The sequence below is a fragment of the Streptomyces sp. NPDC058274 genome, assembly GCF_042881375.1.
Taxonomy (GTDB): Bacteria; Actinomycetota; Actinomycetes; order Streptomycetales; family Streptomycetaceae; genus Streptomyces.
In genome coordinates this window covers 308,104-329,791 of record NZ_JBHVXW010000002.1, presented here as the reverse complement: position 1 = coordinate 329,791, position 21,688 = coordinate 308,104, and the positions used below count along the sequence as shown (strand labels likewise).

Below are 21,688 nucleotides of genomic sequence, written 5' to 3'. Positions count from 1 at the left end.
CTAAGCGGTCGCGCCCGCGCCCCCGGTCGTGCTCCAGTGGAACAGCGTCATCGCCACACTGGTCGCCAGGTTGTAGCTGGAGACCTGGGGGCGCATCGGCAGTGACACCAAGTGGTCGGTGCGGGCGCGCAGTTCGGCGGAGAGCCCGCTGCGCTCCGAGCCGAAGGCGAGCACGGCGTCGTCCGGGAGCTTCAGCCCCCGGATGTCCTCACCCTCCGGATCGAGGGCGAACACCGGCCCCGGCGGCAGCTCGGCCACCGTCAGCCGCTCCACGGCGGTCGCGAAGTGCAGGCCCGCCCCGGCGCGGACGACCGTCGGATGCCAGGGGTCGAGCGTGCCCGTCGTGACGACTCCGGTGACGCCGAAGCCGGCGGCGAGCCGGATCACGGCGCCCGCGTTGCCCAGGTTGCGGGGATTGTCGAGCACGATGACGGGCGCCGTCCGGGCCGGGTGCGCCAGCGCCGCGAGATTGGCCTCCCGGGAGGGGCGTTCGGCGAGTGCGGCGACCGCGGTGGGGTGGACGCGCGGCACGAGGGCCCGCAGCGTCGCCTCCGGTACCTCGGCCAGCAGCCCGTCGATCGCCTCCCGTACGTCCGGGGCGAGTTCGTCGGCCAGCGCGAGCGTCGCCCGCCGGCCGGCGCTCACGGCCACCGGGATACGGGCCTGGAAGCGCACGGCGTGCTTGAGGGCGTGGAACCCGTCGAGCAGGACGGCGGTGTCGGCGAGCCGGTGCCAGGCCCGTACGGCGTCCTGTGCGTCGGTGCCACCGTGCGGGCCCTGCCTGCTGTCCGGGTCGTTCATGCTCCGAAGCCTACGTGCGTCTCCCCGGCCGGTTCCGGGGTGCGCTCCTGCTGCCTGCGCGGGCCCGGCAGCGTACGGCCGCGGCCCGGGAAGAGCCCTCCACGCGCGCGTGCCGCCCAGTCCCCGAGGCGCCGCAGGAAGGTCGTCGGCAGGAACACGGCGTCGGCCGCGATCATCGCGAGCGAGAAGAACGGCAGCCCCAGCACCACGGCGATCACGGCGTGCTCGGTGATCATGGCTGCCAGCAGGACGTTTTTGACCCGTCGGTTGAACAGGGTGAAGGGAAAGGCGACCTGCACGGCGACCGTCCCGTAGGTCACCAGCATCACGAGCGTGCCGTGCGCGGAGAGCAGGTCGGACAGCGCGGGCCAGGGCGAGAAGTAGTCCAGGTGGAGCGGGTAGTAGACCGCGGTGCCGTCCTGCCAGCGCGACCCCTGGATCTTGTACCAGCCGGCCGTCGAGTAGATCAGACACGCCTCGGCCATGATCACGAACAGGGCCGCGTTGTGCGCGAGGTTGGCGACGACGTCCAGCAGGATCCGCGGCTCCCTCCCGCGCGTGTGGCGGCCGGCGGCCCACCACAGCGCCTGCACGGTCCACAGTCCCCAGAAGACCGTGAGCCAGCCGCCCAGCAGGCCCCCGTCGAGCTTCCCCGCCAGGGTCGCCGCGGCCAGCGCGAGGCCCAGCACCGCCCACAGGGCGGGCCCGGACCAGTCGGCTGCCTCCCGCTCGCCACGCGCGCGTGCCTCACGCGCGCGCCGGGCCCGCCGCGCGTCCAGCGACCACACCTCACCGCAGCGCGTGAACACCAGGTAGATCGCCATCAGGTGGATGACGTTGTCGCCGCCGTCCCCCATGAAGATGCTGCGGTTCTGCAGGGAGAGCACGCCGACCATGAAGAGCACGGACATCGTGCGCGTGCGCAGGCCGAGCAGCAGCAGAACACTCGACAGCAGGGCCAGCGCGTAGACGCTCTCGAACCACAGCCCGCTGTCGGACCACATCAGGACCGTGAAGGCGTGGTTGCCCGCGATGAGTTGCTGCGCCAGGCTCCAGCTCCACGGACCTTCGGGCCCGTACATCTCCTGCCGGTGCGGGAACTCGCGCAGCAGGAACAGCAGCCAGGTGGCCGAGAAACCGATGCGGATCACGGCGGACTGGTACGGGCCGAGGGCCGCGTCGGTGACCCGCGCGATCCCGCGCGAGATCCACTGGGAGAACCGGTTCATCACGTGTCCGCCCCCGTCCGCTCGGCCGCCGGCACCGTCCACCAGGGCAGCTCGCGGTAGACGGGTTTGTCGGACAGCTGCTCCTCGCTCCAGTCGGGGGGAGGCACGTTGGTGGTGCGGGAGCGGACCTGGACGCGCTCCAGGGCGGCACCCTTGCCGCCCGCGTCCGCACGGCCGAGACGCAGGACGACGACCCGGCGCAGATAGCGCTCGGCGAGGTCGCCGCGCAGGCCCGCGGGACGGTTCTGGTTGTCGTGCGTGCCGACGTAGAAGTCCCAGGCCCGGCGCAGCTCGTTCTGCTGGGTGTGGCTCGGCAGCAGATTGCCGTCGATGGCGGCGCCGTCCTGCGCGGAGAGGTCGTACCAGCCGGTCGTGTTGCGTCCGCCGTCCGCGGTGCGGACGTCGGCGCGGACCTGGACCGCGATGTTCTGCTGCAGCGGATTGGGCGCGAAGAGCTTCCAGTTCTGCTCGAACTCGGGATAGACCCAGTCGTCCACCGCCCGGCCGTGCTGCTTGGTGACCGTGTTCGAGGGCGCGACGTGCAGGAACACCAGGGCGAGATGGGCACACGCGCCGACCATGACGACGGCGAGCGCGAGAGCGGCGGCGATCTGGTACGGCAGGGAGAGCGCGGCCAGGCCGGTGGGGGGCGGGGCGGGCGATTCCGGGGCGCTTCCGGGAAGGGTGCCCTCCGGGCCCGCGTCGGGGCCGTCGCCTTCCTGGACGTGACCGGGATCCGCGTCGGGGCCCCTGCGTTCGTGGGCGCGCCCGGGACCCGCATCGGTGTCATCCCCTTGGTGGGCGCGCGCCGGCGCCGTGGGCTCGTGCGGTGCGGGCCGCGGGAGGGCGCTCACTGGCGTCGCGGGCTCCTGCGGTGCGGGTCGCGGGCCGTCGCCGCCTGGGCCGTCCTGGGGGGAACCCTCGCCGGGAGCGGTGCCGTGGCTGCTGTCGGCGCGGGCCGAGTCGTCCGGTACGGAGCCGTCGGGGCCGCCCGGCCCGTGCCGGGCGTCCGAGCCCTCGTCGTACGCGTCCATTCCGCCCCGTTCCCGATCCCGGTCCGATTCCTCCGTCCGGCTCTGCGACGCCGTACCGGACTGTGCGCCACCCGCCCGTCCGGGGCCGCAGGGCCCGCGCACCCGGCGCCGCGGTCGCACCGGAACGGTACTCAGGCCCGCCGCCCGGCACAGCCCCTGTGGGCACAGTGGTCACATCCGGGCCCACGAGGTTATCCACAGCGGTTGACACTGTACGACCCTCACCCGACCATGGGGTGGGCGAACCGAACGATCGGTCGGTTCGTGGGAGCGAGAGGTCAAGGGGGATCCGGATGGCGACAGCAGCCGCGCACCGTACGGTCCGCACGCCGGAAGCGGGCCCGGCGGACAGCACCGCGCAGGAGGCGTACGAGCGCGCCTTCGACGCCGCGGTGGCGGCCGACGAGCGCATCGAGCCACGCGACTGGATGCCCGACGCCTACCGCTCCACGCTCGTCCGGCAGATGGCACAGCACGCCCACTCGGAGATCATCGGCATGCAGCCGGAGGCGAACTGGATCACGCGCGCGCCGTCCCTGCGCCGCAAGGCGATCCTGATGGCCAAGGTCCAGGACGAGGCCGGGCACGGGCTGTATCTCTACAGCGCGGCCGAGACCCTCGGCACCGGCCGCGACGAGCTGCTCGACAAGCTGCACACCGGCCGCCAGAAGTACTCGTCGATCTTCAACTACCCGACGCTGACCTGGGCGGACGTCGGTGCCGTCGGCTGGCTGGTGGACGGCGCCGCGATCACCAACCAGGTCCCCCTCTGCCGCTGCTCCTACGGGCCGTACGCCCGCGCGATGGTCCGCATCTGCAAGGAGGAGTCCTTCCACCAGCGCCAGGGCTACGAGCTGCTGCTGGCCCTCAGCCGCGGCACCCCGGAGCAGCACGAGATGGCGCAGGACGCGGTGAACCGCTGGTGGTGGCCGTCCCTGATGATGTTCGGCCCGCCCGACGACGAGTCCGCGCACTCGGCACAGTCGACGGCCTGGAAGATCAAGCGCCACTCGAACGACGAGCTGCGCCAGCGCTTCGTGGACATCTGCGTACCGCAGGCGGAATCCCTCGGCCTGACCCTCCCCGACCCGGACCTCCGGTGGAACGAGGAGCGGGGACAGCACGACTTCGGCCCGATCGACTGGACCGAGTTCCGAGAGGTCCTCAAGGGCAACGGCCCGTGCAACGAACAGCGCATCACGCAGCGCCGGCGCGCCCACGAGGAGGGCGCCTGGGTGCGGGACGCGGCCGCCGCGTACGCCGGCAAGCAGACGGCGAAGCAGGACCCGGCCGGTGCCGGCCACGCAGACGCACACGGAAAGGCCCGAGCATGACGACCCCCGACTGGCCCCTGTGGGAGGTCTTCGTGCGCTCCCGCCGCGGTCTCTCGCACACCCACGCCGGCAGCCTGCACGCGCCGGACGCCGAGCTCGCCCTGCGCAACGCGCGCGATCTGTACACCCGGCGCGGCGAAGGCATCTCGATCTGGGTCGTGCCGTCCACGGCCGTCACGGCCTCCTCGCCCGACGAGAAGGACCCCTTCTTCGAATCGTCCGCGGACAAGCCGTACCGCCACCCGACGTTCTACGACATCCCGGAGGGGGTGGAGCACCTGTGAAGCCCGCACTGCCCGAGACCGGCATCACGGCCGCCGCGGCGCTGGCCCTCGGCGACGACGCGCTGGTGCTCTCGCACCGCCTGGGCGAGTGGGCGGGGCACGCGCCCGTCCTCGAAGAGGAAGTGGCCCTCGGCAATATCGCGCTGGACCTGCTGGGCCAGGCCCGGGTGCTGCTGTCCCTGGTCGGCGACGAGGACGAGCTGGCCTACCTCCGCGAGGAGCGGGCCTTCCGCAACGTCCAGCTGGTGGAGCAGCCGAACGGCGACTTCGCCCACACGATCGCCCGCCAGCTCTACTTCTCCACCTACCAGCGCCTGCTGTACGCGCGGCTGGCCGCCCGGGACGGCGCCTTCGCACCGCTCGCCGCGAAGGCCGTCAAGGAGGTCGCCTACCACCAGGACCACGCCGAGCAGTGGACCCTGCGGCTCGGCGACGGCACCGAGGTGAGCCACGAGCGGATGCGGCGGGCCTGCGAGGCGCTGTGGCGGTTCACGGGTGAGCTCTTCCAGCCGGTGGAGGGCGTCGACGTCGACTGGGCGGAGCTGCAGACGGACTGGCTGGCGTCCGTCTCCGGTGTTCTGCAGCGGACGACTCTCCAGGTGCCGACGGGGCCGCGGTCGGGGGCGTGGGCCGCCGGCGCCGGCCGTGAGGGACTGCACACGGAGTCCTTCGGCCGGATGCTCGCCGAGATGCAGCATCTGCACCGCAGCCACCCGGGGGCGTCATGGTGACCCGCGCCCCCACGGCCGACGCCACCACGGCGACACCCCTCGAAGAGGAACTGCGCCGGCTCGCCGGGTCCGTGCCCGACCCCGAGCTGCCCGTCCTGACCCTCGACGAACTGGGCGTCCTGCGCGCGGTGCACATCCAGGACGGCGGCGCGGTCGACGTCGAGCTGACCCCGACATACACCGGCTGCCCGGCCATCGAGGCGATGTCGGCCGACATCGAGCGCCTGCTGCACGAACACGGCATATGCGAGGTCACCGTGCACACGGTGCTCAGTCCGGCCTGGTCGACGGACGACATCTCGGACGAAGGCCGCCGCAAACTGCGGGAGTTCGGGATCGCCCCGCCCCGCGGCGGTCGTACGACGGGACCGGTGACGGTCGGCCTGGGCCCCACCCGAACGCACACCGCCGGCCCGGAAGCGGTCGCGAGCACCCGGGAAGCGGCCACCACCCCGGATGCGGCGGCTTTCGCGGAATGGGCAGCCACTCCGGATGCGGCGGCTTTCGCGGAATTGGCAGCCACTCCGGATGCGGCGGCTTCCCCGGAGACGGAGCCCATCCGCTGCCCGCACTGCGATGCGGCCGACACGGAGCTGCTCAGCCGCTTCTCGTCCACGGCGTGCAAGGCGCTGCGGCGCTGTCTGTCCTGCCGTGAACCGTTCGACCACTTCAAGGAGTTGTGATGGCCCGCTTCCACCCTCTCGCGGTGGCCGCGGTCGAGCACCTCACGGACGACTCCGTGGCCCTGACCTTCGCCGTGCCCCCGGCCCTGCGCGCGGAGTACCGGCACGCAGCCGGCCAGCACCTCGCCCTGCGGCGCAGCGTCGACGGTACGGAGGTCCGCCGGACGTACTCGATCTGCTCCCCGGCCCCCGCCCCGGCGGACGAGGGTCCGCGGACGCTGACGGTCGGTGTGCGCCTCGTCGACGGCGGCGCCTTCTCGACGTACGCGCTCAAGGAGATCGCCGTCGGGCACGAGCTGGAGGTGATGACGCCGGCGGGACGGTTCACGCTGGAGCCGGCGCCCGGGCTGTACGCGGCGGTCGTCGGCGGCAGCGGAATCACCCCGGTGCTGTCGATCGTCACGACACTGCTGACGCGTGAGCCACAGGCGCGGTTCTGCCTCCTGCGCAGCGACCGCACGTCCGCGTCGACGATGTTCCTGGAGGAGGTCGCCGACCTCAAGGACCGTTTTCCCGACCGGTTCCAGCTGGTGACGGTGCTCTCCCGCGAGGAGCAGCAGGCCGGGCTGCCGTCCGGGCGCCTCGACCAGGAGCGGCTTGCCGCGCTGCTTCCGGCGCTGCTGCCGGTGGACCGGGTCGCGGGCTGGTTCCTGTGCGGGCCGTTCGGTCTGGTGCAGGGCGCCGAACGGGCCCTGCGCGAACTCGGGGTGGCGCGGACCCGCATCCACGAGGAGATCTTCCACGTGGACGCGGGCACCGCACCGACCCCCGCGACGCCGGCTCCCGCGCACAGCACGGTGACCGCGCGGCTGGACGGCCGCGGCGGGACCTGGGCCGTCCAGGACGGCGAGTCACTCCTGGACGCGGTGCTGCGCAACCGTCCCGACGCGCCCTACGCCTGCAAGGGCGGGGTGTGCGGTACGTGCCGCGCCTTCCTCGTCTCCGGCGAGGTGCGCATGGACCGCAACTTCGCGCTGGAACCGGAGGAGACGGACGCGGGATACGTACTGGCCTGCCAGTCCCATCCGGCCACGGAGCAGGTGGAGTTGGACTTCGACCGGTGAGCCGGGGGCCGCGGGCCGCGGCTTGCGGGCCCGTAGCTCGCGGGCCGTGACTCACCGGCCGTAGCTCACCAGCCCTCGCGGGCCGTGACTCACCGGCCCTGGCTCGCGGGCGGGCCGTGGCTCGCGGGCGGTTCCCTTCTCATAGAACCTGTTCTATCTTGACGCTCCGTCAGATCAATGGATCCGGAGATCCCTCCGGTGGGCCGGGGCGTGGGAGGGCAGGACCGTGGACTTCACCTTCACCGAGGAGCAGCAGGCGGCGGCCGAGGCGGCGAAGGCGGTGTTCGCCGGGGTCGCTCCGGACGGCGTGCCCAGCCCCGCCCTCACACCGGGCGCCGTCGCGGAGGACTTCGACCGCGGTCTGTGGGCGAAGCTCGCCGGCGCGGACCTGCTGAGCCTGCTGCTGGACGAGGAGTACGGCGGAGCGGGGCTGGACGCGATCGCCCTGTGTCTGGTCCTGCGCGAGTCCGCGAAGGTGCTGGCCCGGGTGCCCCTGCTGGAGAGCACCGCGGCCGGGGTGACCGTGCAGGCGTACGGGGGACCCGAGTTGAAGGCGGACGTGCTCGCACCGGCCGCCCGCGGCGAACTCGTACTGACCGTCGCAGCGAACGGCCGGACCGGTCACGACCCGGCCGAACTGGCCGTGACCGCACGGCAGGACGGCGACGCATGGGTCCTGGACGGCGCACAGACGGCGGTTCCCTGGGCCCACAACGCCGACTTCACGCTCGTCCCCGCGCACACCGCGGCCGGCCGGACCGTCCTCGCCCTCGTCCCCCGCGTCCACGAAGGGGTCGTACTCGCCGAGCAGATCTCCACCACCGGCGAGCGGCTGGCCGAGCTGCGCCTGGAGTCGGCACGGATCGCCGTGCGGGACGTCATCGACGCGGAGGGCGCGTGGGAGTCACTGCGCGCGCTGCTCGCCACCGGGACGTGCGCGCTGTCGCTCGGGCTCGGGGAGGCCGTACTCGGGATGACGAGCGCCTACACCAGCAAGCGCGAGCAGTTCGGGTTCCCGGTCGCCACCTTCCAGGCCGTCGCCGTGCAGGCCGCCGACCGCTATATCGACCTGCGCGCGATGGAGGCCACGCTGTGGCAGGCCGCGTGGCGGATCAGCACGGGCGCGGGAGGCGCGCTGCCGGCGTCCGGGGACGTGGCCGTCGCCAAGATCTGGGCCTCGGAAGGGGTACGGCGGGTCGTGCAGACCGCGCAGCATCTGCACGGCGGCTTCGGCGCCGACACGGACTACTCCCTCCACCGCTACCACGCCTGGGCCAAGCAACTCGAACTGTCGCTCGGCCCGGCGGCGGCACACGAGGAAGCACTGGGAGATCTCCTGGCCGCCCATCCCCTGGGCTGACCGGCGCTTTGTAGCCGGACGCGAGGGTCCCCTGGGTCGACCCGCCGCAGCCGAACGGAAGAACCCCCTTGGCCAACCCGCCGCAGCCGAACCGAAGAACCCCTGGGCCAACCCGCCGCAGCCGAACGGGGAGCCGGGGGGGAGCGGACGGGAGAGCACAGGGGAGAGCGGACGGGCCGTGAGAGCACAGGGAGAGCGGACGGGCCGGGGCCGGCTGCGTCCCCCGCGCGCGTCTAGAGCACGAACCCCGACGCGCCCTTGTCGTTCACGACCGGGCGGCCCGCGGCGGCCCAGACCTGCATACCGCCGTCGACGTTCACGGCGTCGACGCCCTGCTGGACGAGGTACATCGCGACCTGGGCCGAGCGGCCACCGGAACGACAGATCACGTGGACCTTGCCGTCCTGCGGAGCCGCCTCGGTCAACTCGCCGTAACGCGCCACGAATTCACTGATCGGGATGTGCAGCGCCCCCTCGGCATGACCTGCCTGCCACTCGTCGTCCTCGCGGACGTCCAGCAGAAAGTCTCCGTCCGTGAGGTCCGCGACCTCGACGGTGGGCACACCAGCTCCAAAATGCATGGCCCCGACGCTACCCGACCGGACCGACGGACCGGGGGCGAGGCCCGGAGATCCAACCGGTCGCCCCGCGACATCCAGGCGATCACCCTCGTGCCATCCAACCGGTCGCCTAGCAACGTCCAAGCGGTCACCCCGCGCCGTACAACCGGCCGCCTAGCGACATCCACGCAGCCGCCCGGCGACATCCAGGAGGTCATCCCGCGCCGAACAACCGGTCGGCCCGCGCGGTCTAGCCGATCAGCTCGGCCAGCTGTGTCTCGCGCTCGCCGACCTGGGTCAGAAGCTGTTCGGCGATCTCCTCGAGCAGCCGGTCGGGGTCGTCCGGAGCCAGCTTGAGCATCGCGCCGATCGCGCTCTCCTCCAGCTCGCCGGCGATGAAGGTCAGCATCTCCTTGCGCTGGGAGAGCCATTCGAGGCGGGCGTAGAGCTCCTCGCTGCGGCTCGGCTTCCACTCCACGGGGGCGGGACCTGCGGCCCACTCCTCGGCGAGCTCCCGCAGCAGCTCCGCGTCACCGCGCGCGTAGGCGGCGTTGACCCGGGTGATGAACTCGTCCCGCCGCTTGCGCTCGTCCTCGTCCTGGGCCAGGTCGGGGTGGGCCTTGCGGGCCAGTTCGCGGTAGAGCTTGCGGGCCTCGGTACTGGGGCGCACCCGCTGCGGGGGCCGTACCGGCTGATCCGTCAGCATCGCCGCGGCCTCCGGGAAGAGGCCCTCCGAGTCCATCCAGCCGTGGAACAGCTCCTCGACCCCCGGCATCGGCATGACCCGCGCCCGCGCCTCGTGCGCCTTGCGTACGTCCTCCGGGTCGCCGGTCCGCTCGGCCTGCGCCTCGGCGATCTGCGCCTCCAGTTCGTCGAGCCGCGCGTACATCGGCCCGAGCTTCTGGTGGTGCAGCCGCGAGAAGTTCTCGACCTCCACGCGGAAGGTCTCCACGGCGATCTCGTACTCGATCAACGCCTGCTCGGCGGCGCGTACGGCCCGCTCCAGCCGCGCCTCGGGCCGCGCGTCCTCGCCGGACGCCTCACCGGAGGCCTGCCCGTCCTCGGTCCCGGCGGACGGCTGCTCGGCGCCGGACTCCTGCTCAGCACCAGATTCTTGCTTGGCGCCAGACTCTTGCTTGGCACCAGCCTCCTGCTCGGCGCCAGCCTCCTGCTCGGCACCCGGCGCCGCCCCCGAGACCGCTTCGGCTTCGGGCACCGAGACCGCTTCGGCTTCGGGCACCGAGGCCGGCGCGCTCCCGGCCTCGGACTCCGACCCGGCACCAGGGGACGGCTGTGGCTCCCCCGCACCTCGGGGCCGGCCGTCCGCGGCCTCGCGGGCGTCCGCCTCGGTGCGGTCGGGCTGGCTGTGCTCGGCTTCCGGGGTTGTCACTCGTCCAGCCTAGGCCACGGCCGCAGGCGGCTCGTGGCCTTCCCCACCGCGCCACCCGACGCCATGCCCGCGTCACCGCCCCCGACGCCATGCCCGCGTCACCGCCCCACGACGCCCGGCCCGCGTCACCGCCCCACGTCGTCCGCCCCCCGCCGGTGATCCGCCCGCGTCACCGCCCGTCCGCACGCCCGGCGTCGCCGTCCGGCGTCGCTCGCCCGCGTCAGCGCCCCGACCCGAGCGAGGGAGAGGCAGCCCGCGTCACCGGTCCTCGCGACCGGCCCCTGCTGCTCCCGTCATACCCCCAGCTCCGCGGCTGTCCGGCCGGCCCTGACCGCTGCCACCAGGTCAGCGTGGTCCGCCTCCGTGCGGTCCGCGTAGAGGAGGGCGAAGGAGGCGATCGCCTCGTCCAGCTCCTCGTTCTTGCCGCAGTAGCCGGCTATCAGGCGCGGGTCGGCGCTGTGCGAGTGGGCGCGGGCGAGCAGGGCTCCGGTCATCCGGCCGTAGTCGTCGATCTGGTCGGCGGCGAGCGCGGCGGGGTCGACGCTGCCCTTGCGGTTGCGGAACTGGCGTACCTGGAAAGGACGGCCGTCGACCGATGTCCAGCCCAGCAGGAAGTCGCTGACGACCTGCATGCTCTTCTGCCCGAGCACCACCCGGCGGCCCTCGTGGTCCACATTGGGCACGGTGTGGCCAGAGGTCGCGAGATGGGGGAGCAGCGCCGACGGACGCGCCTCCTTCACCTGGAGGACGAGGGGTTCTCCACGGTGATCCAGCAGCAGCACGACATACGAGCGGGTGCCGACGCTGCCCGTGCCGACGACACGGAACGCGACGTCGTGCACGGCGTAGCGGGCGATGAGGGGGAGACGGTCCTCCGACAGGGTCGTCAGGTAGGTCTCCAGGGCGGACACGACCGCCGCCGCCTCCGCGTCCGGCACGCGGCGCAGCACGGGTGGCGCGTCGACGAACCGCCGTCCGCCGCCGTCCACCACCTCGGTCGACTTGGCGGCGAAGCGCCCGCTGGTGTTGGCCCGCGCCTTCTCCGAGACCCGGTCCAGCGTGCCGAGCAGATCGTGGGCGTCGGCGTGCGAGACGAGTTCCTCGTCCGCGATGGCGTTCCACGCGTCGAGGACCGGCAGCTTCGCGAGCAGGCGCATGGTGCGTCGGTAGGCACCGACCGCGTCGTGCGCTGCCGCGCGGCAGGTGTCCTCGTCCGCTCCCGCCTCGCGGCCGGCGAGCACGAGGGAGGCGGCGAGCCGCTTGAGGTCCCACTCCCAGGGGCCGTGCGCCGTCTCGTCGAAGTCGTTCAGATCGATGACGAGGCTCCCTCGCGCGTCGCCGTACAGGCCGAAGTTCGCCGCGTGGGCGTCGCCGCAGATCTGGGCGCCTATGCCGGTCATGGGGGTGCGCGCGAGGTCGTACGCCATGAGGCCGGCCGAACCGCGCAGGAAGGCGAAGGGCGTGGCGGCCATCCTGCCGACGCGTATCGGCGTGAGCTCGGGGAGGCGGCCCCGATTGGACTCCTCGACCGCGGTCACCGCGTCCGGCCGGCCGGCGTCCGGCGTGAACCCGGCGTGCGCGGCGCGCGGCACCCGGCGGCGCAGCGCCTTGCCCTCCTTCTTGGGGGAGCCCTCGACGGGCCACGCCGCGAACCCCCGGACCCCAGCCGCCGCGGACACCGCAGACACCGCAGACACTGACACCGCAGACACCGCAGACACCGCTGACACCGCGGAATCCCCGGGTGCCTGCTGTGCCGGAATCACTGCACTGACCTCGGTCATCGCGACCGCCTCCCCCGCGCACGAACATCAACTCGTGATGACCGTACCGCCGGTCGCGACAGCGCGTCAGACCCTGTGGACAACTCCGCGGCCGAGGCCGCGAACCACGCGCCGGAGCAGCCCCACCACCGGACTACTTCCCCAGCGGCCCGGGGCAGGGCCCACTTCCCGGGAGGTGGGCCTCCGCCCAGGCGCCGAGTTCCTTGAGGGCCGGCTCCAGCGCGGCCCCCGCCTCCGTGAGGCGGTACGACACCCGCAGCGGGGGACCCTCGTCGACCTCGCGCACGACCAGTCCCGCCGCGCCGAGTTCCGTGAGCCGGTCCGAGAGCATCCGTTCGCTGATTCCGGGGATCGCCCTGCGCAGGTCGGCGAAGTGCACGGGGTGCTGGAGCAGCACGGCCACGATCAGGCCGGTCCAGCGCTTTCCGAACAGCTCGAAGACCCGTGCCATGCCGTCATCGACTTTCTGACACGGCCCTGCGGCGAGGCTTTCCGGCTCTGGCATGGGTCCAGAGTACTGCGTTCCCACAAGGGGATGAAAAAAAGTAAGTGACTGTGTTATCTATAGTTAGGTACGAAACAGAAGGCCCTCTCGGCTCACCGCCGGAGCGTCCCCCGTTCTTTCCTTGGAGACCCCCATGGCCACCCTTCTCCACATTGATTCGTCCGTGTTCCCCGCTTCCGCGTCCACGTCCCGCGCGGTCACCGACGCCTTCCGCAAGACCTGGGAGGAGCAGCACCCCGAGGGCACGGTGATCTACCGCGACCTCGCCGCGAACCCCGTGCCGCACATCACCGCCGAGGCCCACACCGCCGGATTCGCCGCCCCGGACACGCACACCCCCGAGCAGGCCGCCGCCTTCGCCGCGCGTCTGGAGTTCATCGAGGAGCTGGAGCAGGCCGACGCCGTACTGATCGGCGCCCCGATGTACAACTTCTCGATCCCGTCGACGCTGAAGGCGTGGCTGGACAACGTGATCCTGATGGGCCGCACCGCCATGTCGGAGGAGTCGAAGGTCAAGGGCACCCCGGTCACCGTCGTCGCCAGCCGCGGCGGCTCCTACGCGCCGGGCACCCCGCGCGAGCCCTTCGAGTACGTGCAGAACTACCTGGAGGCGGCCCTGCGGGACATTCTCGCCCTGGACGTCACGTTCATCGTCCCGGAGCTCACCATGGCGCCCCAGAACCCGGCGATGGCCGAGCTGATCCCCCTGTTCGAGGCCTCCCGTACGCAGGCCCTGGACGCCGCCACCACCCGGGCGAAGGAACTCGCCGAGCGCTTCGCCGCGTAACCCGGGACCGGCGCGACTCCGGCCCCCCCCCATCTCCAGGACCGGCCCATCTCCGGACCCGCCCCATCTCCAGGACCGGCCCATCTCCGGGACCGACCCGCCTCCGGGACCGACCCCGAAACCGGCCGCTTCTGAGACCGACCAGCACCGATCAGGTCGGGCCGGGACCGGCCAGCACCGGTCAGGTCAGGCCAGCATCGGCCAGCACCGGCCAGGCACGGTCAGGACCGGCCGCCCCTCGCACGCGCGCGCCGCGTGGCCGCCCCCGCCCAGGGACAGCCGCACGGCGCGCGCGTGCGTGTTGACGCACACCCACACCCCCCGGCAACGTGACCTGGACGTATGCGAGTCTTCGCCAGAGCGACATGAGGAGCAGGCGATGACTGAGACCGCGAAGGCGACGCCCCAGCGGCGGCACGCCCAGGCGAACCGGCGGCGCATCCTGGAGGCGGCGCGCGAAAGCCTCAGCGTGGATCCCGACACCACCATCGACGACATCGCCCGCGCGGCCGGGGTCGCCCGCCGTACGCTCTACGGCCATTTCGCGAGCCGTGAGGAACTCCTCGACGCCCTGGCCGACGACGCCGTGGAAACGGTCCGGCAGACCTTCGTCGAACTCCGGGTACCCGGCGAGGCGCCCGACGTGGCCCTGGCCCGCTTCACGCTGGCCGTCTGGGGCATCGGGGACCGCTATCGCATGCTCATCGCGCTCGGCCGCCGCGGGCTGAAAGGCGGCATCCACGGCGTGCTGACGCCCGTACGCGCTCTGGCCACGGAGTTGCTGGCCGAGGGGCAGCGGGACGGGGTGTTCGCCGACCACCTGCCCGCGGAGGTCCTCGCGCACGCGCACGAGTCCATGGTCATCTCGCTGCTGGAGTCGGTGAACAACGGCACGTGGGAGGGGTCGGCCTCGGCCGCCACCACAGCGATCCTGCTGGCCTCCGGGAGGACACCGGCCGAGGCGGACGCCGTACTGCGCCAGGTGTCTACCGAAACGGGCGACGCAACCGACGACTGAGCGGCGCACCGGCACCGAAGACGCAACCGACGACTGAACCGCACCGGCACGGGCACGGGCACGGGCACGGGCATCCGGGACCCGCCGCTCCTCGGGCCCCGGATGCCCTGCGCGCGGGGCGCCGGTGAGGCGGGCCCGCGCGGGCCGGACAGGGGACAGCCGTCCGTCCCCACAGCAGCTGTCTGCACCCGTCCGGCCCGGTCCTGTGGCACCTGGCCGGCGCTCAGGCGCCGGCGGTGGTGTGAAAAGTGACGTCCTTTCCGGAGAGCGTGGCGGTGAGTCCGTCGGGAGTGGTGGTGAGGCTCTTCAGGGCCAGGCCCGCCGGGACGCCGTCGAGCTTCAACTCCCGCTCCAGGACGCCGGACAGGTCGGCCTTCAGACTCGCCGGCAGGGCGCCCTCGACCCGTACGGACCGGAAGGCGATCGTGTCGGCGCCCGCGACCGCCACCCGGGCGCTCGCGGTGGCCTCGCCCACCAGTGGCAGATCGGTGCCGGCCTCGATGCGGGGTGCGCCCTTCCTGCTGTCGTCGCTGTAGCGGACGTCCAGACCGAGCGCTTCGGACAGGTCCCGGTACGACACGAACGCCGTGGCCTCGGCGGAGGCTGCGTGCGCCGCCGAGGCGTCCGACGAGCGCCTCAGCCGGTCGAGTCGGACCTTGAGCCGGGTGACGGGCATCCGGCGACCGTCCTGGCCGGCGGGTATGTCCGACTCCTCTATGTCGACACGGTCCAGCGTGCCGCCGGCCAGCTGGGTGAGGACGGGGAAGCCGTGGACGGTCACCTCGGGCTTGGACGTCAGGCCCTGGGCGTCCTGGAAGGCGTCGGCAGTGGAGTGCTCGGTCCAGGCGAGCGCGGCGCGGTCCGCGGCGGCGCTCATCCCGGCCAGGGCGACGGCCGCGACGACGTACTTCCGCCAGCCGCGCAGCGCTCCACGCGCGCGTGGACGTGCACGCAGGCTCGTCATGACGCACCGCCCGAGGATCCGGCCCGCGAGGCACCGGAAGCCGCAACACCCGAGACCGACGAGGCCGACGAGACCGACGAGACCGACGCATCGGACGCCGAAGCCCCGGCGTCCGAATCCCCCGCCCCCGAGGGCGACCCGGAATCCGTATCGGCCCCCGAATCAGAATCAGAATCAGAACCCGAATCCGAATCCGAATCCGAATCCTCGCCCTCGGCCGCCTCCGTGACGACGGTCACCGTGCTTCCCCCGGCCACCTCACTGCCCGGTTCCGGAGTGCTGGAGGTCACGACGGCGTCCGAAGCGCCGGACGAGCCGGACGCGACGCTCACGTCGAGTCCGAGATCACCGAGCTCGCTGCGGACCTCGGCGAGCGTCTTGCCGACGAGGTCGGCGGGCACCTGGACCGTCTCCACCGCGCCGGCCACCTTCACGTCCACGGTCGTACCGGGCTCGACCTCCTGGCCGTCCGCGACGCTCTGCCCGACGACGGTGCCGGACTCGGCTCCGCTGTCGACCTCGGTCGTACTGCCCAGCGTGAGGTCCTGCGCGGCGAGCAGGGCCTTGGCCTCGGCGACGGTCGCGCCGGTGAGGTCCGGGACCGTGGACTCGGCGGCCGCCCTGGCCACGGTGAGGGTGATCTCCGTGCCCTTCTCGACCCGGTCGCCGCCCGGTGGGTCCTGGTCGAGCACCGTGCCGGGGTCCTCCCCGGAGGTGACGTGCCTGGTGTTCACCTTGAAGCCCTGCTCGTCGAGAATCCGGGCCGCCGCGTCCTCGTCCTTGCCCGTGACGTCCGGCACCTCGGCCTTCGCGACGCCGGTGGAGACGGCGGCGGCGACCGCCTGATCCTTACCGTCCTCGCCCGTGTCGGGCGGTCCCCCGCCGAACAGGAGCCAGCCGAGCGCCAGCGCGCCGGCGGCCACGAGGACACCGGCCGTCGCGAGCACAGCCGTGGACTTCGTCCCACCGCCGCCCGAAAACGCCTCGTCCTCGCCTTCGTCCTCGCCCTCGTCCACGACTTCGTGGTCGCCGTACTGCGCCTCGTACCACCCCGCGTCGGCCGGCACCGGAGGAGGTACGGCGACGGCGGCCGGCCCGCCCCACCCGAGGCAGGCCTCGACGTCGGCGCGCATCTCGTCGGCGGACTGGTAGCGGACGTCACGGTCCTTGGCGAGGGCCCGCAGGACGACGGCGTCGAGCTCGGGGGTGACCCCGGGGTTGTGGAGACTCGGCGGCTGCGGCACCTCCTGGACGTGCTGGTACATCACCGCCATCGGGGAGTCACCGGTGAACGGCGGCCGCAAGGTGAGCAGTTCGTAGAGCAGGCAGCCGACGGAGTACAGGTCGGACCGGGCATCGACCTGCTGTCCGAGTGCCTGTTCCGGGGAGAGGTACTGCGCGGTGCCGACGACGGCCGACGGCTGCGTCATCGTCATCCCGGCGTCGGCCATGTCCCGGGCGATGCCGAAGTCCATCACCTTGACCTGCCCGGCGCGCGTCAGCATGACGTTGGCGGGCTTGATGTCCCGGTGCACGATGCCGCCGCGGTGCGAGTAGGCGAGTGCCTGGAGGATGCCGGCGGCGATCTCCAGGATCCGTTCGGGCAGCAAAGTGCGCCCGGAGTAAAGGAGTTCCCGCAAGGTGAAGCCGTCGACGTACTCCATCACGATGTACGGCAGGGACATGCCGGCGCCGGCGGCAGCGTCGTACGCCCTGTCCTCGCCGGTGTCGTAGACCGCGGCGATGGCCGGGTGGTTGAGCGAGGCGGTGGACTGCGCCTCGCGACGGAACCGGGCGTGGACGACCGGGTCCTGGGCGAGATCGGCGCGGAGCGTCTTCACGGCGACGGTGCGGCCGAGCCGGGTGTCCTGGGCGAGGTACACCTCGGCCATGCCGCCGCGGCCGAGCACCTGCCCCAGCTCGTAGCGCCCGCCGAAGGCCCGTACGGCACCGCTGGCGGCCGGATCCGGGTACCAGCCGGAGTCACCGGCCCCTGCCGCGCCGGGCGCCCCGTAGCCGGCGGCCGACGGATCGGGCCCCGGGCAGCCATAGCCGTAGTCCGTGCTCGGGTAGCCGTAGCCGGTGCCGGGCCGGGCTTCCGGATAGAGGTGGGTCAGGTCGTCCGACCCGCCAGGGTTCACCGCACGTCCCCGGACGAGGCCGCGCGGGCGGTGCGGACCGGCCGGACGTGACGGACCGGCCGGACGTGACGCCCCAGGCTTTCGCACATGACGGATCTCGACACCGCACTACCTCTTTCGACTGTGAGCGTCGGGCACATACTTGCACACCAATGAGCAAGTACGGAACGGCGGGAGGACCGGCCCCGGACCCACCCCGCGCGCGCAGGCCGGTCAGGCCATGCACAAAAAGGAGGGCCCCGACCGTGAGATACGTCACCGTCGGGGCCCTGCCGTGCCGCACCGTCCGGGCCGGAGCCCGTCCGCACACGCAAGAAACGGGCCCCACCAGGACTTGCGTCTCTGGTGAAGACCCGTTTCTCGGTTCTTCGCTGTGCGCGAGGGGGGAGTTGAACCCCCACGCCCTTTCGGGCACTGGAACCTGAATCCAGCGCGTCTGCCTATTCCGCCACCCGCGCATTGGGTGTGTCCTCGGTCTCTCACCGCGTGGTGGGAGCGCCTGTCGACATGCAGAAGATTAGCACGCTGCATGGGGTGGAATCACATCCCTTTCCCGGGCCCCGGTGCCCCCTGCAGGCCCCCGCGCGAGGCCCCCGGACCGGGAAGCGTCCCGTCCGCGTACGAAGTGGAAGCGGTTCACGTATCAACCTCGTACCGGTCCTGCGCATCTCCCCAGGAGCCGGACAGGGTGCACAGTCAGGTGCGGGACACTGGTCGTGCGCCGCCTCTACGATCCTGGGCAGAAGGAGTTCGAAGAGGTGCTCCGGAGGGAACTTCGGGAGGGGACTCCGGAAGGCGTCGACACCCGTCGACCGGGCCGACAGGGGGAACCAGCCGATTTCCCGGCGCGTGGATACGATCAGTAAGCAGTATCAGGACGACGGCGAGCAGTATGAGCAGCACGCCGTCGGCGGCACACAGGACGATGTCGAAGGAGGAGGTGCCCCATGGGAGTCCTGAAGAAGTTCGAGCAGCGTCTCGAAGGTCTGGTCAACGGCACCTTCGCCAAGGTGTTCAAGTCCGAGGTCCAGCCCGTGGAGATCGCGGGAGCGCTCCAGCGCGAGTGCGACAACAACGCGACGATCTGGAACCGCGAGCGGACCGTCGTACCCAATGACTTCATCGTGGAGCTGAGCACTCCGGACTTCGAGCGCCTCAGCCCGTACTCGGGCCAGCTCGGCGACGAGCTCGCCGGCATGGTGCGCGACTACGCGAAGCAGCAGCGCTACACCTTCATGGGTCCCATCAAGGTCCATCTGGAGAAGGCGGACGACCTGGACACCGGTCTGTACCGGGTCCGCAGCCGTACGCTCGCCTCCTCCGCGAACCAGCAGGCTCCCGCGTCCGCTCCGGCGGGCCCGGCGAGCCCGGCCGCGGGCCGCCCCGGCGGATACGGCTATCCGCCGGCCGCCCAGCCCGCGGGCGCACCTCCGATGCCGTCCGCGCCGCCGCCCGGCGGCCGTCCCGGCGCGGCCCCCCAGGGCCAGCGGCCCGCAGCGGGCCCGCAGCCGGGCACCCGGACACGGCACTGGATCGAGATCAACGGCACCCGCCATCAGATCTCCCGCCCGACGCTGGTGCTGGGCCGCAGCACCGAAGCCGACGTGCGGATCGACGACCCCGGCGTATCCCGCCGGCACTGTGAGATCCGGACCGGAACGCCCTCGACGATCCAGGATCTCGGGTCCACCAACGGCATCGTGGTGGACGGGCAGCACACCACCCGCGCTACGCTCCGCGACGGCTCGCGGATCGTCGTGGGCAGCACCACCATCATTTACCGGCAAGCCGAAGGGTGAAGCGGGGGCAATGTCAGAGCTGACCCTCACGGTCATGCGGCTGGGTTTCCTGGCCGTACTGTGGCTGTTCGTGATCGTGGCCGTGCAGGTCATCCGCAGCGACCTGTTCGGAACGCGCGTCACACAGCGCGGCTCGCGCCGGGACGCCAACAGGCCGCAGCAGGCCGCGCGCCAGGCCGCGCCGCCGCAACAGCGGCAGCAGCAGGCGCCACCACCGAGCGGTGGCGGCAGCCGGCAGCGTCGCGGTTCCCCCACCAAGCTGGTCGTCTCGGAGGGCACCCTCACGGGCACGACCGTCGCGCTGCAGGGCCAGACCATCACCCTGGGCCGCGCGCACGACTCCACGATCGTCCTCGACGACGACTACGCGTCCAGCAGGCACGCCCGGATCTACCCGGACCGGGACGGCCAGTGGATCGTCGAGGACCTCGGATCCACGAACGGCACCTATCTCGACCGGGCCCGGCTCACGACCCCCACACCGGTCCCGCTGGGCGCGCCGATCCGCATCGGCAAGACCGTCATCGAGCTGCGGAAGTAGTACCAGTCATGAAAGAGCGCGAGCGGAGCGAGCACGCAACGACGGTCCACACGACGGACCCCGGCGCGCTCCCGACCGGAGGGTGGGCACCGTGCGGATGTACCCGGAGCCGACGGGCGAGGTGCGCATGAGTCTGTCACTGCGCTTCGCCGCCGGATCGCACAAAGGCATGATCCGCGAGGGCAACGAGGACTCCGGTTACGCCGGTCCACGGCTGCTCGCGATCGCCGACGGGATGGGCGGCCAGGCCGCCGGTGAGGTCGCCAGCTCCGAGGTGATCTCCACGATCGTCGCGCTCGACGACGACGTGCCCGGCTCCGACATCCTCACCTCGCTCGGCACCGCCGTGCAGCGGGCCAACGACCAGCTGCGGATGATGGTCGAGGAGGACCCCCAACTGGAGGGCATGGGCACCACGCTCACCGCCCTGCTGTGGACCGGCCAGCGCCTCGGCCTCGTCCACGTCGGCGACTCCCGCGCCTACCTCCTGCGCGACGGCGTCCTCACCCAGATCACGCAGGACCACACCTGGGTACAGCGCCTCGTCGACGAGGGACGCATCACCGAAGAGGAAGCCACCACCCACCCGCAGAGGTCCCTCCTCATGCGCGCGCTGGGCAGCGGCGACCACGTCGAACCGGACCTGTCCATCCGCGAAGTCCGCGCCGGCGACCGGTACTTGATCTGCTCCGACGGCCTCAGCGGCGTCGTCTCCCATCAGACGATGGAGGACACCCTCGCCAGCTACCAGGGCCCGCAGGAGACCGTGCAGGAGCTGATCCAGCTCGCGCTGCGCGGCGGCGGCCCCGACAACATCACCGTCATCGTGGCCGACGTCCTCGACATCGACAGCGGTGACACCCTCGCCGCCCAGCTCTCCGACACCCCGGTCGTCGTGGGCGCCGTCGCCGAGAACCAGCACCAGCACCAGCTGCACGACAACGGCGCGATGCAGACGCCCGCCGGCCGTGCCTCCAGCCTCGGCCGGCAGGTCCCGGGACAGGGCGGCGGCGAGTTCGGCCCGCCCGGCTCCGGCGACACCACCGGCTTCGTCCCCGCCGGCACCTTCGGCGGCTACTCGGACGAGGACTTCGTCAAGCCGCGCACCGGCCGCAAGTGGCTGAAGAGATCCTTCTACACCGTGCTCGTCCTCGCCGTCATCGGCGGCGGCCTCTACGGCGGCTACCGCTGGACACAGACGCAGTACTACGTCGGCGCCCAGGACGAACACGTCGCGCTGTACCGCGGCATCAGCCAGGACCTGGCCTGGGTCTCGCTCTCGAAGGTCGAGAAGGACCACCCCGAGATCGAACTCAAGTACCTGCCGCCGTATCAGCAGAAGCAGGTCAAGGAGACCATCGCCGAGGGCGGCCTCAGCGACGCGCAGTCGAAGATCGACGAGCTCGCCGTGCAGGCGTCCGCGTGCAAGAAGGACTCCGAGCGCCGTGCCGCCGAGAGCCAGAACAACGCCAAGACCGGCGAAGGCGAGGCCGGTGGCGTCACGGGAACCACAAAGACCTCACTGACGTCCAAGGCCACATCGACGCCGACACCCAACCCGTCGTCGTCGGCGCCGTCGTCCTCCAAGTCCAAGACCGCACCCACTCCCACACCCGGCCCCAGCCTCTCGGACGAAGAGCAGAAGCTGGTCTCGCTGTGCGGTAAGCAGTAAGCAGCCG

20 protein-coding genes and 1 tRNA gene are annotated in these 21,688 nt (G+C 72.0%); 11 read left to right on the top strand and 10 right to left on the bottom strand.

Annotated elements, in window-relative coordinates; translation table 11 throughout:
* Genes ACFVYF_RS05950 through ACFVYF_RS05940 form a run of 3 tightly spaced genes read right to left on the bottom strand, consistent with a single transcriptional unit; the run spans position 1 to position 3,064 of the window.
* A complete protein-coding gene (locus ACFVYF_RS05950) occupies positions 1-801 on the bottom strand; it encodes a TrmH family RNA methyltransferase (RefSeq protein ID WP_389451376.1) in 801 nt (266 codons plus the stop codon).
* On the bottom strand, positions 798-2,030 hold the full coding sequence (locus ACFVYF_RS05945; protein WP_389451374.1) for an HTTM domain-containing protein: 1,233 nt from the start codon (positions 2,028-2,030) through the stop codon (positions 798-800). The genes ACFVYF_RS05950 and ACFVYF_RS05945 overlap by 4 nt, the downstream gene beginning before the upstream one ends.
* A complete protein-coding gene (locus ACFVYF_RS05940) occupies positions 2,030-3,064 on the bottom strand; it encodes a DUF5819 family protein (protein ID WP_389451371.1) in 1,035 nt (344 codons plus the stop codon). Before ACFVYF_RS05940 ends, ACFVYF_RS05945 begins: the two co-directional genes overlap by 1 nt.
* Positions 3,065-3,357: 293 nt before the next feature.
* Here ACFVYF_RS05940 and paaA point away from each other — a divergent pair, with 293 nt between their 5' ends.
* From paaA to ACFVYF_RS05910, 6 genes are all read left to right on the top strand, one after another.
* Positions 3,358-4,398, top strand: a complete 1,041-nt coding sequence (gene paaA / locus ACFVYF_RS05935) for a 1,2-phenylacetyl-CoA epoxidase subunit PaaA (protein ID WP_389451368.1) — start codon at positions 3,358-3,360, stop codon at positions 4,396-4,398.
* Entirely contained in the window at positions 4,395-4,682 is a 288-nt protein-coding gene (gene paaB / locus ACFVYF_RS05930) for a 1,2-phenylacetyl-CoA epoxidase subunit PaaB (protein WP_389451365.1), read from the top strand. The genes paaA and paaB overlap by 4 nt, the downstream gene beginning before the upstream one ends.
* Entirely contained in the window at positions 4,679-5,413 is a 735-nt protein-coding gene (paaC, locus tag ACFVYF_RS05925) for a 1,2-phenylacetyl-CoA epoxidase subunit PaaC (protein WP_389451362.1), read from the top strand. Before paaB ends, paaC begins: the two co-directional genes overlap by 4 nt.
* Positions 5,407-6,096, top strand: a complete 690-nt coding sequence (paaD, locus tag ACFVYF_RS05920; RefSeq protein WP_389451359.1) for a 1,2-phenylacetyl-CoA epoxidase subunit PaaD — start codon at positions 5,407-5,409, stop codon at positions 6,094-6,096. The genes paaC and paaD overlap by 7 nt, the downstream gene beginning before the upstream one ends.
* Positions 6,096-7,160, top strand: coding sequence for a 2Fe-2S iron-sulfur cluster-binding protein (locus ACFVYF_RS05915; RefSeq protein WP_389451355.1), 1,065 nt, complete (start codon positions 6,096-6,098; stop codon positions 7,158-7,160). The genes paaD and ACFVYF_RS05915 overlap by 1 nt, the downstream gene beginning before the upstream one ends.
* 226 nt (positions 7,161-7,386) lie before the next feature.
* Positions 7,387-8,520, top strand: coding sequence for an acyl-CoA dehydrogenase family protein (locus ACFVYF_RS05910; RefSeq protein ID WP_389451352.1), 1,134 nt, complete (start codon positions 7,387-7,389; stop codon positions 8,518-8,520).
* 233 nt (positions 8,521-8,753) lie between these two features.
* Here ACFVYF_RS05910 and ACFVYF_RS05905 read toward each other — a convergent pair whose 3' ends face one another.
* The 4 genes from ACFVYF_RS05905 to ACFVYF_RS05890 all read right to left on the bottom strand — a co-directional run bounded on the left by ACFVYF_RS05905 (position 8,754) and on the right by ACFVYF_RS05890 (position 12,759).
* Positions 8,754-9,083, bottom strand: a complete 330-nt coding sequence (locus tag ACFVYF_RS05905; RefSeq protein WP_389452097.1) for a rhodanese-like domain-containing protein — start codon at positions 9,081-9,083, stop codon at positions 8,754-8,756.
* A gap of 247 nt (positions 9,084-9,330) precedes the next feature.
* Positions 9,331-10,086 (bottom strand): hypothetical protein, encoded by a 756-nt coding sequence (locus ACFVYF_RS05900; protein ID WP_389452094.1) that lies wholly within the window; start codon positions 10,084-10,086, stop codon positions 9,331-9,333.
* 677 nt (positions 10,087-10,763) lie between these two features.
* The gene (locus ACFVYF_RS05895; protein ID WP_389451349.1) at positions 10,764-12,254 is read right to left on the bottom strand and encodes a DUF2252 domain-containing protein; all 1,491 of its coding nucleotides are present in this window, start codon (positions 12,252-12,254) and stop codon (positions 10,764-10,766) included.
* Positions 12,255-12,387: 133 nt separating this feature from the next.
* A complete protein-coding gene (locus tag ACFVYF_RS05890; RefSeq protein ID WP_389451347.1) occupies positions 12,388-12,759 on the bottom strand; it encodes a winged helix-turn-helix transcriptional regulator in 372 nt (123 codons plus the stop codon).
* Between the two features lie 133 nt (positions 12,760-12,892).
* Here ACFVYF_RS05890 and ACFVYF_RS05885 point away from each other — a divergent pair, with 133 nt between their 5' ends.
* Together ACFVYF_RS05885 and ACFVYF_RS05880 are read left to right on the top strand one after the other, a co-directional pair.
* A complete protein-coding gene (locus tag ACFVYF_RS05885; RefSeq protein WP_389451344.1) occupies positions 12,893-13,546 on the top strand; it encodes an FMN-dependent NADH-azoreductase in 654 nt (217 codons plus the stop codon).
* Positions 13,547-13,925: 379 nt separating this feature from the next.
* Complete coding sequence (locus ACFVYF_RS05880; RefSeq protein ID WP_389451341.1) at positions 13,926-14,564, top strand: TetR/AcrR family transcriptional regulator; 639 nt, start codon at positions 13,926-13,928, stop codon at positions 14,562-14,564.
* A 223-nt stretch (positions 14,565-14,787) separates the two neighbouring features.
* Here the strand turns inward: ACFVYF_RS05880 and ACFVYF_RS05875 are convergent, their stop codons facing one another.
* The 3 genes from ACFVYF_RS05875 to ACFVYF_RS05865 all read right to left on the bottom strand — a co-directional run bounded on the left by ACFVYF_RS05875 (position 14,788) and on the right by ACFVYF_RS05865 (position 18,127).
* The gene (locus ACFVYF_RS05875) at positions 14,788-15,528 is read right to left on the bottom strand and encodes a DUF2993 domain-containing protein (protein ID WP_389451338.1); all 741 of its coding nucleotides are present in this window, start codon (positions 15,526-15,528) and stop codon (positions 14,788-14,790) included.
* Complete coding sequence (gene pknB, locus ACFVYF_RS05870) at positions 15,525-17,669, bottom strand: Stk1 family PASTA domain-containing Ser/Thr kinase (protein WP_389451336.1); 2,145 nt, start codon at positions 17,667-17,669, stop codon at positions 15,525-15,527. The genes ACFVYF_RS05875 and pknB overlap by 4 nt, the downstream gene beginning before the upstream one ends.
* Before the next feature lie 374 nt (positions 17,670-18,043).
* Positions 18,044-18,127: transfer RNA gene (locus ACFVYF_RS05865), tRNA-Leu, on the bottom strand.
* A gap of 489 nt (positions 18,128-18,616) precedes the next feature.
* On the opposite strand from ACFVYF_RS05865, the gene ACFVYF_RS05860 reads away from it, so the two are divergent.
* The 3 genes from ACFVYF_RS05860 to ACFVYF_RS05850 all read left to right on the top strand — a co-directional run bounded on the left by ACFVYF_RS05860 (position 18,617) and on the right by ACFVYF_RS05850 (position 21,681).
* Positions 18,617-19,468: an FhaA domain-containing protein gene (locus ACFVYF_RS05860; protein WP_389451333.1), complete on the top strand. Its 852-nt coding sequence runs from the start codon at positions 18,617-18,619 to the stop codon at positions 19,466-19,468.
* Positions 19,469-19,478: 10 nt separating this feature from the next.
* On the top strand, positions 19,479-20,009 hold the full coding sequence (locus ACFVYF_RS05855; protein ID WP_389451330.1) for an FHA domain-containing protein: 531 nt from the start codon (positions 19,479-19,481) through the stop codon (positions 20,007-20,009).
* A gap of 97 nt (positions 20,010-20,106) precedes the next feature.
* On the top strand, positions 20,107-21,681 hold the full coding sequence (locus ACFVYF_RS05850) for a Stp1/IreP family PP2C-type Ser/Thr phosphatase (RefSeq protein WP_389452091.1): 1,575 nt from the start codon (positions 20,107-20,109) through the stop codon (positions 21,679-21,681).
* Positions 21,682-21,688 lie beyond the last annotated feature (7 nt).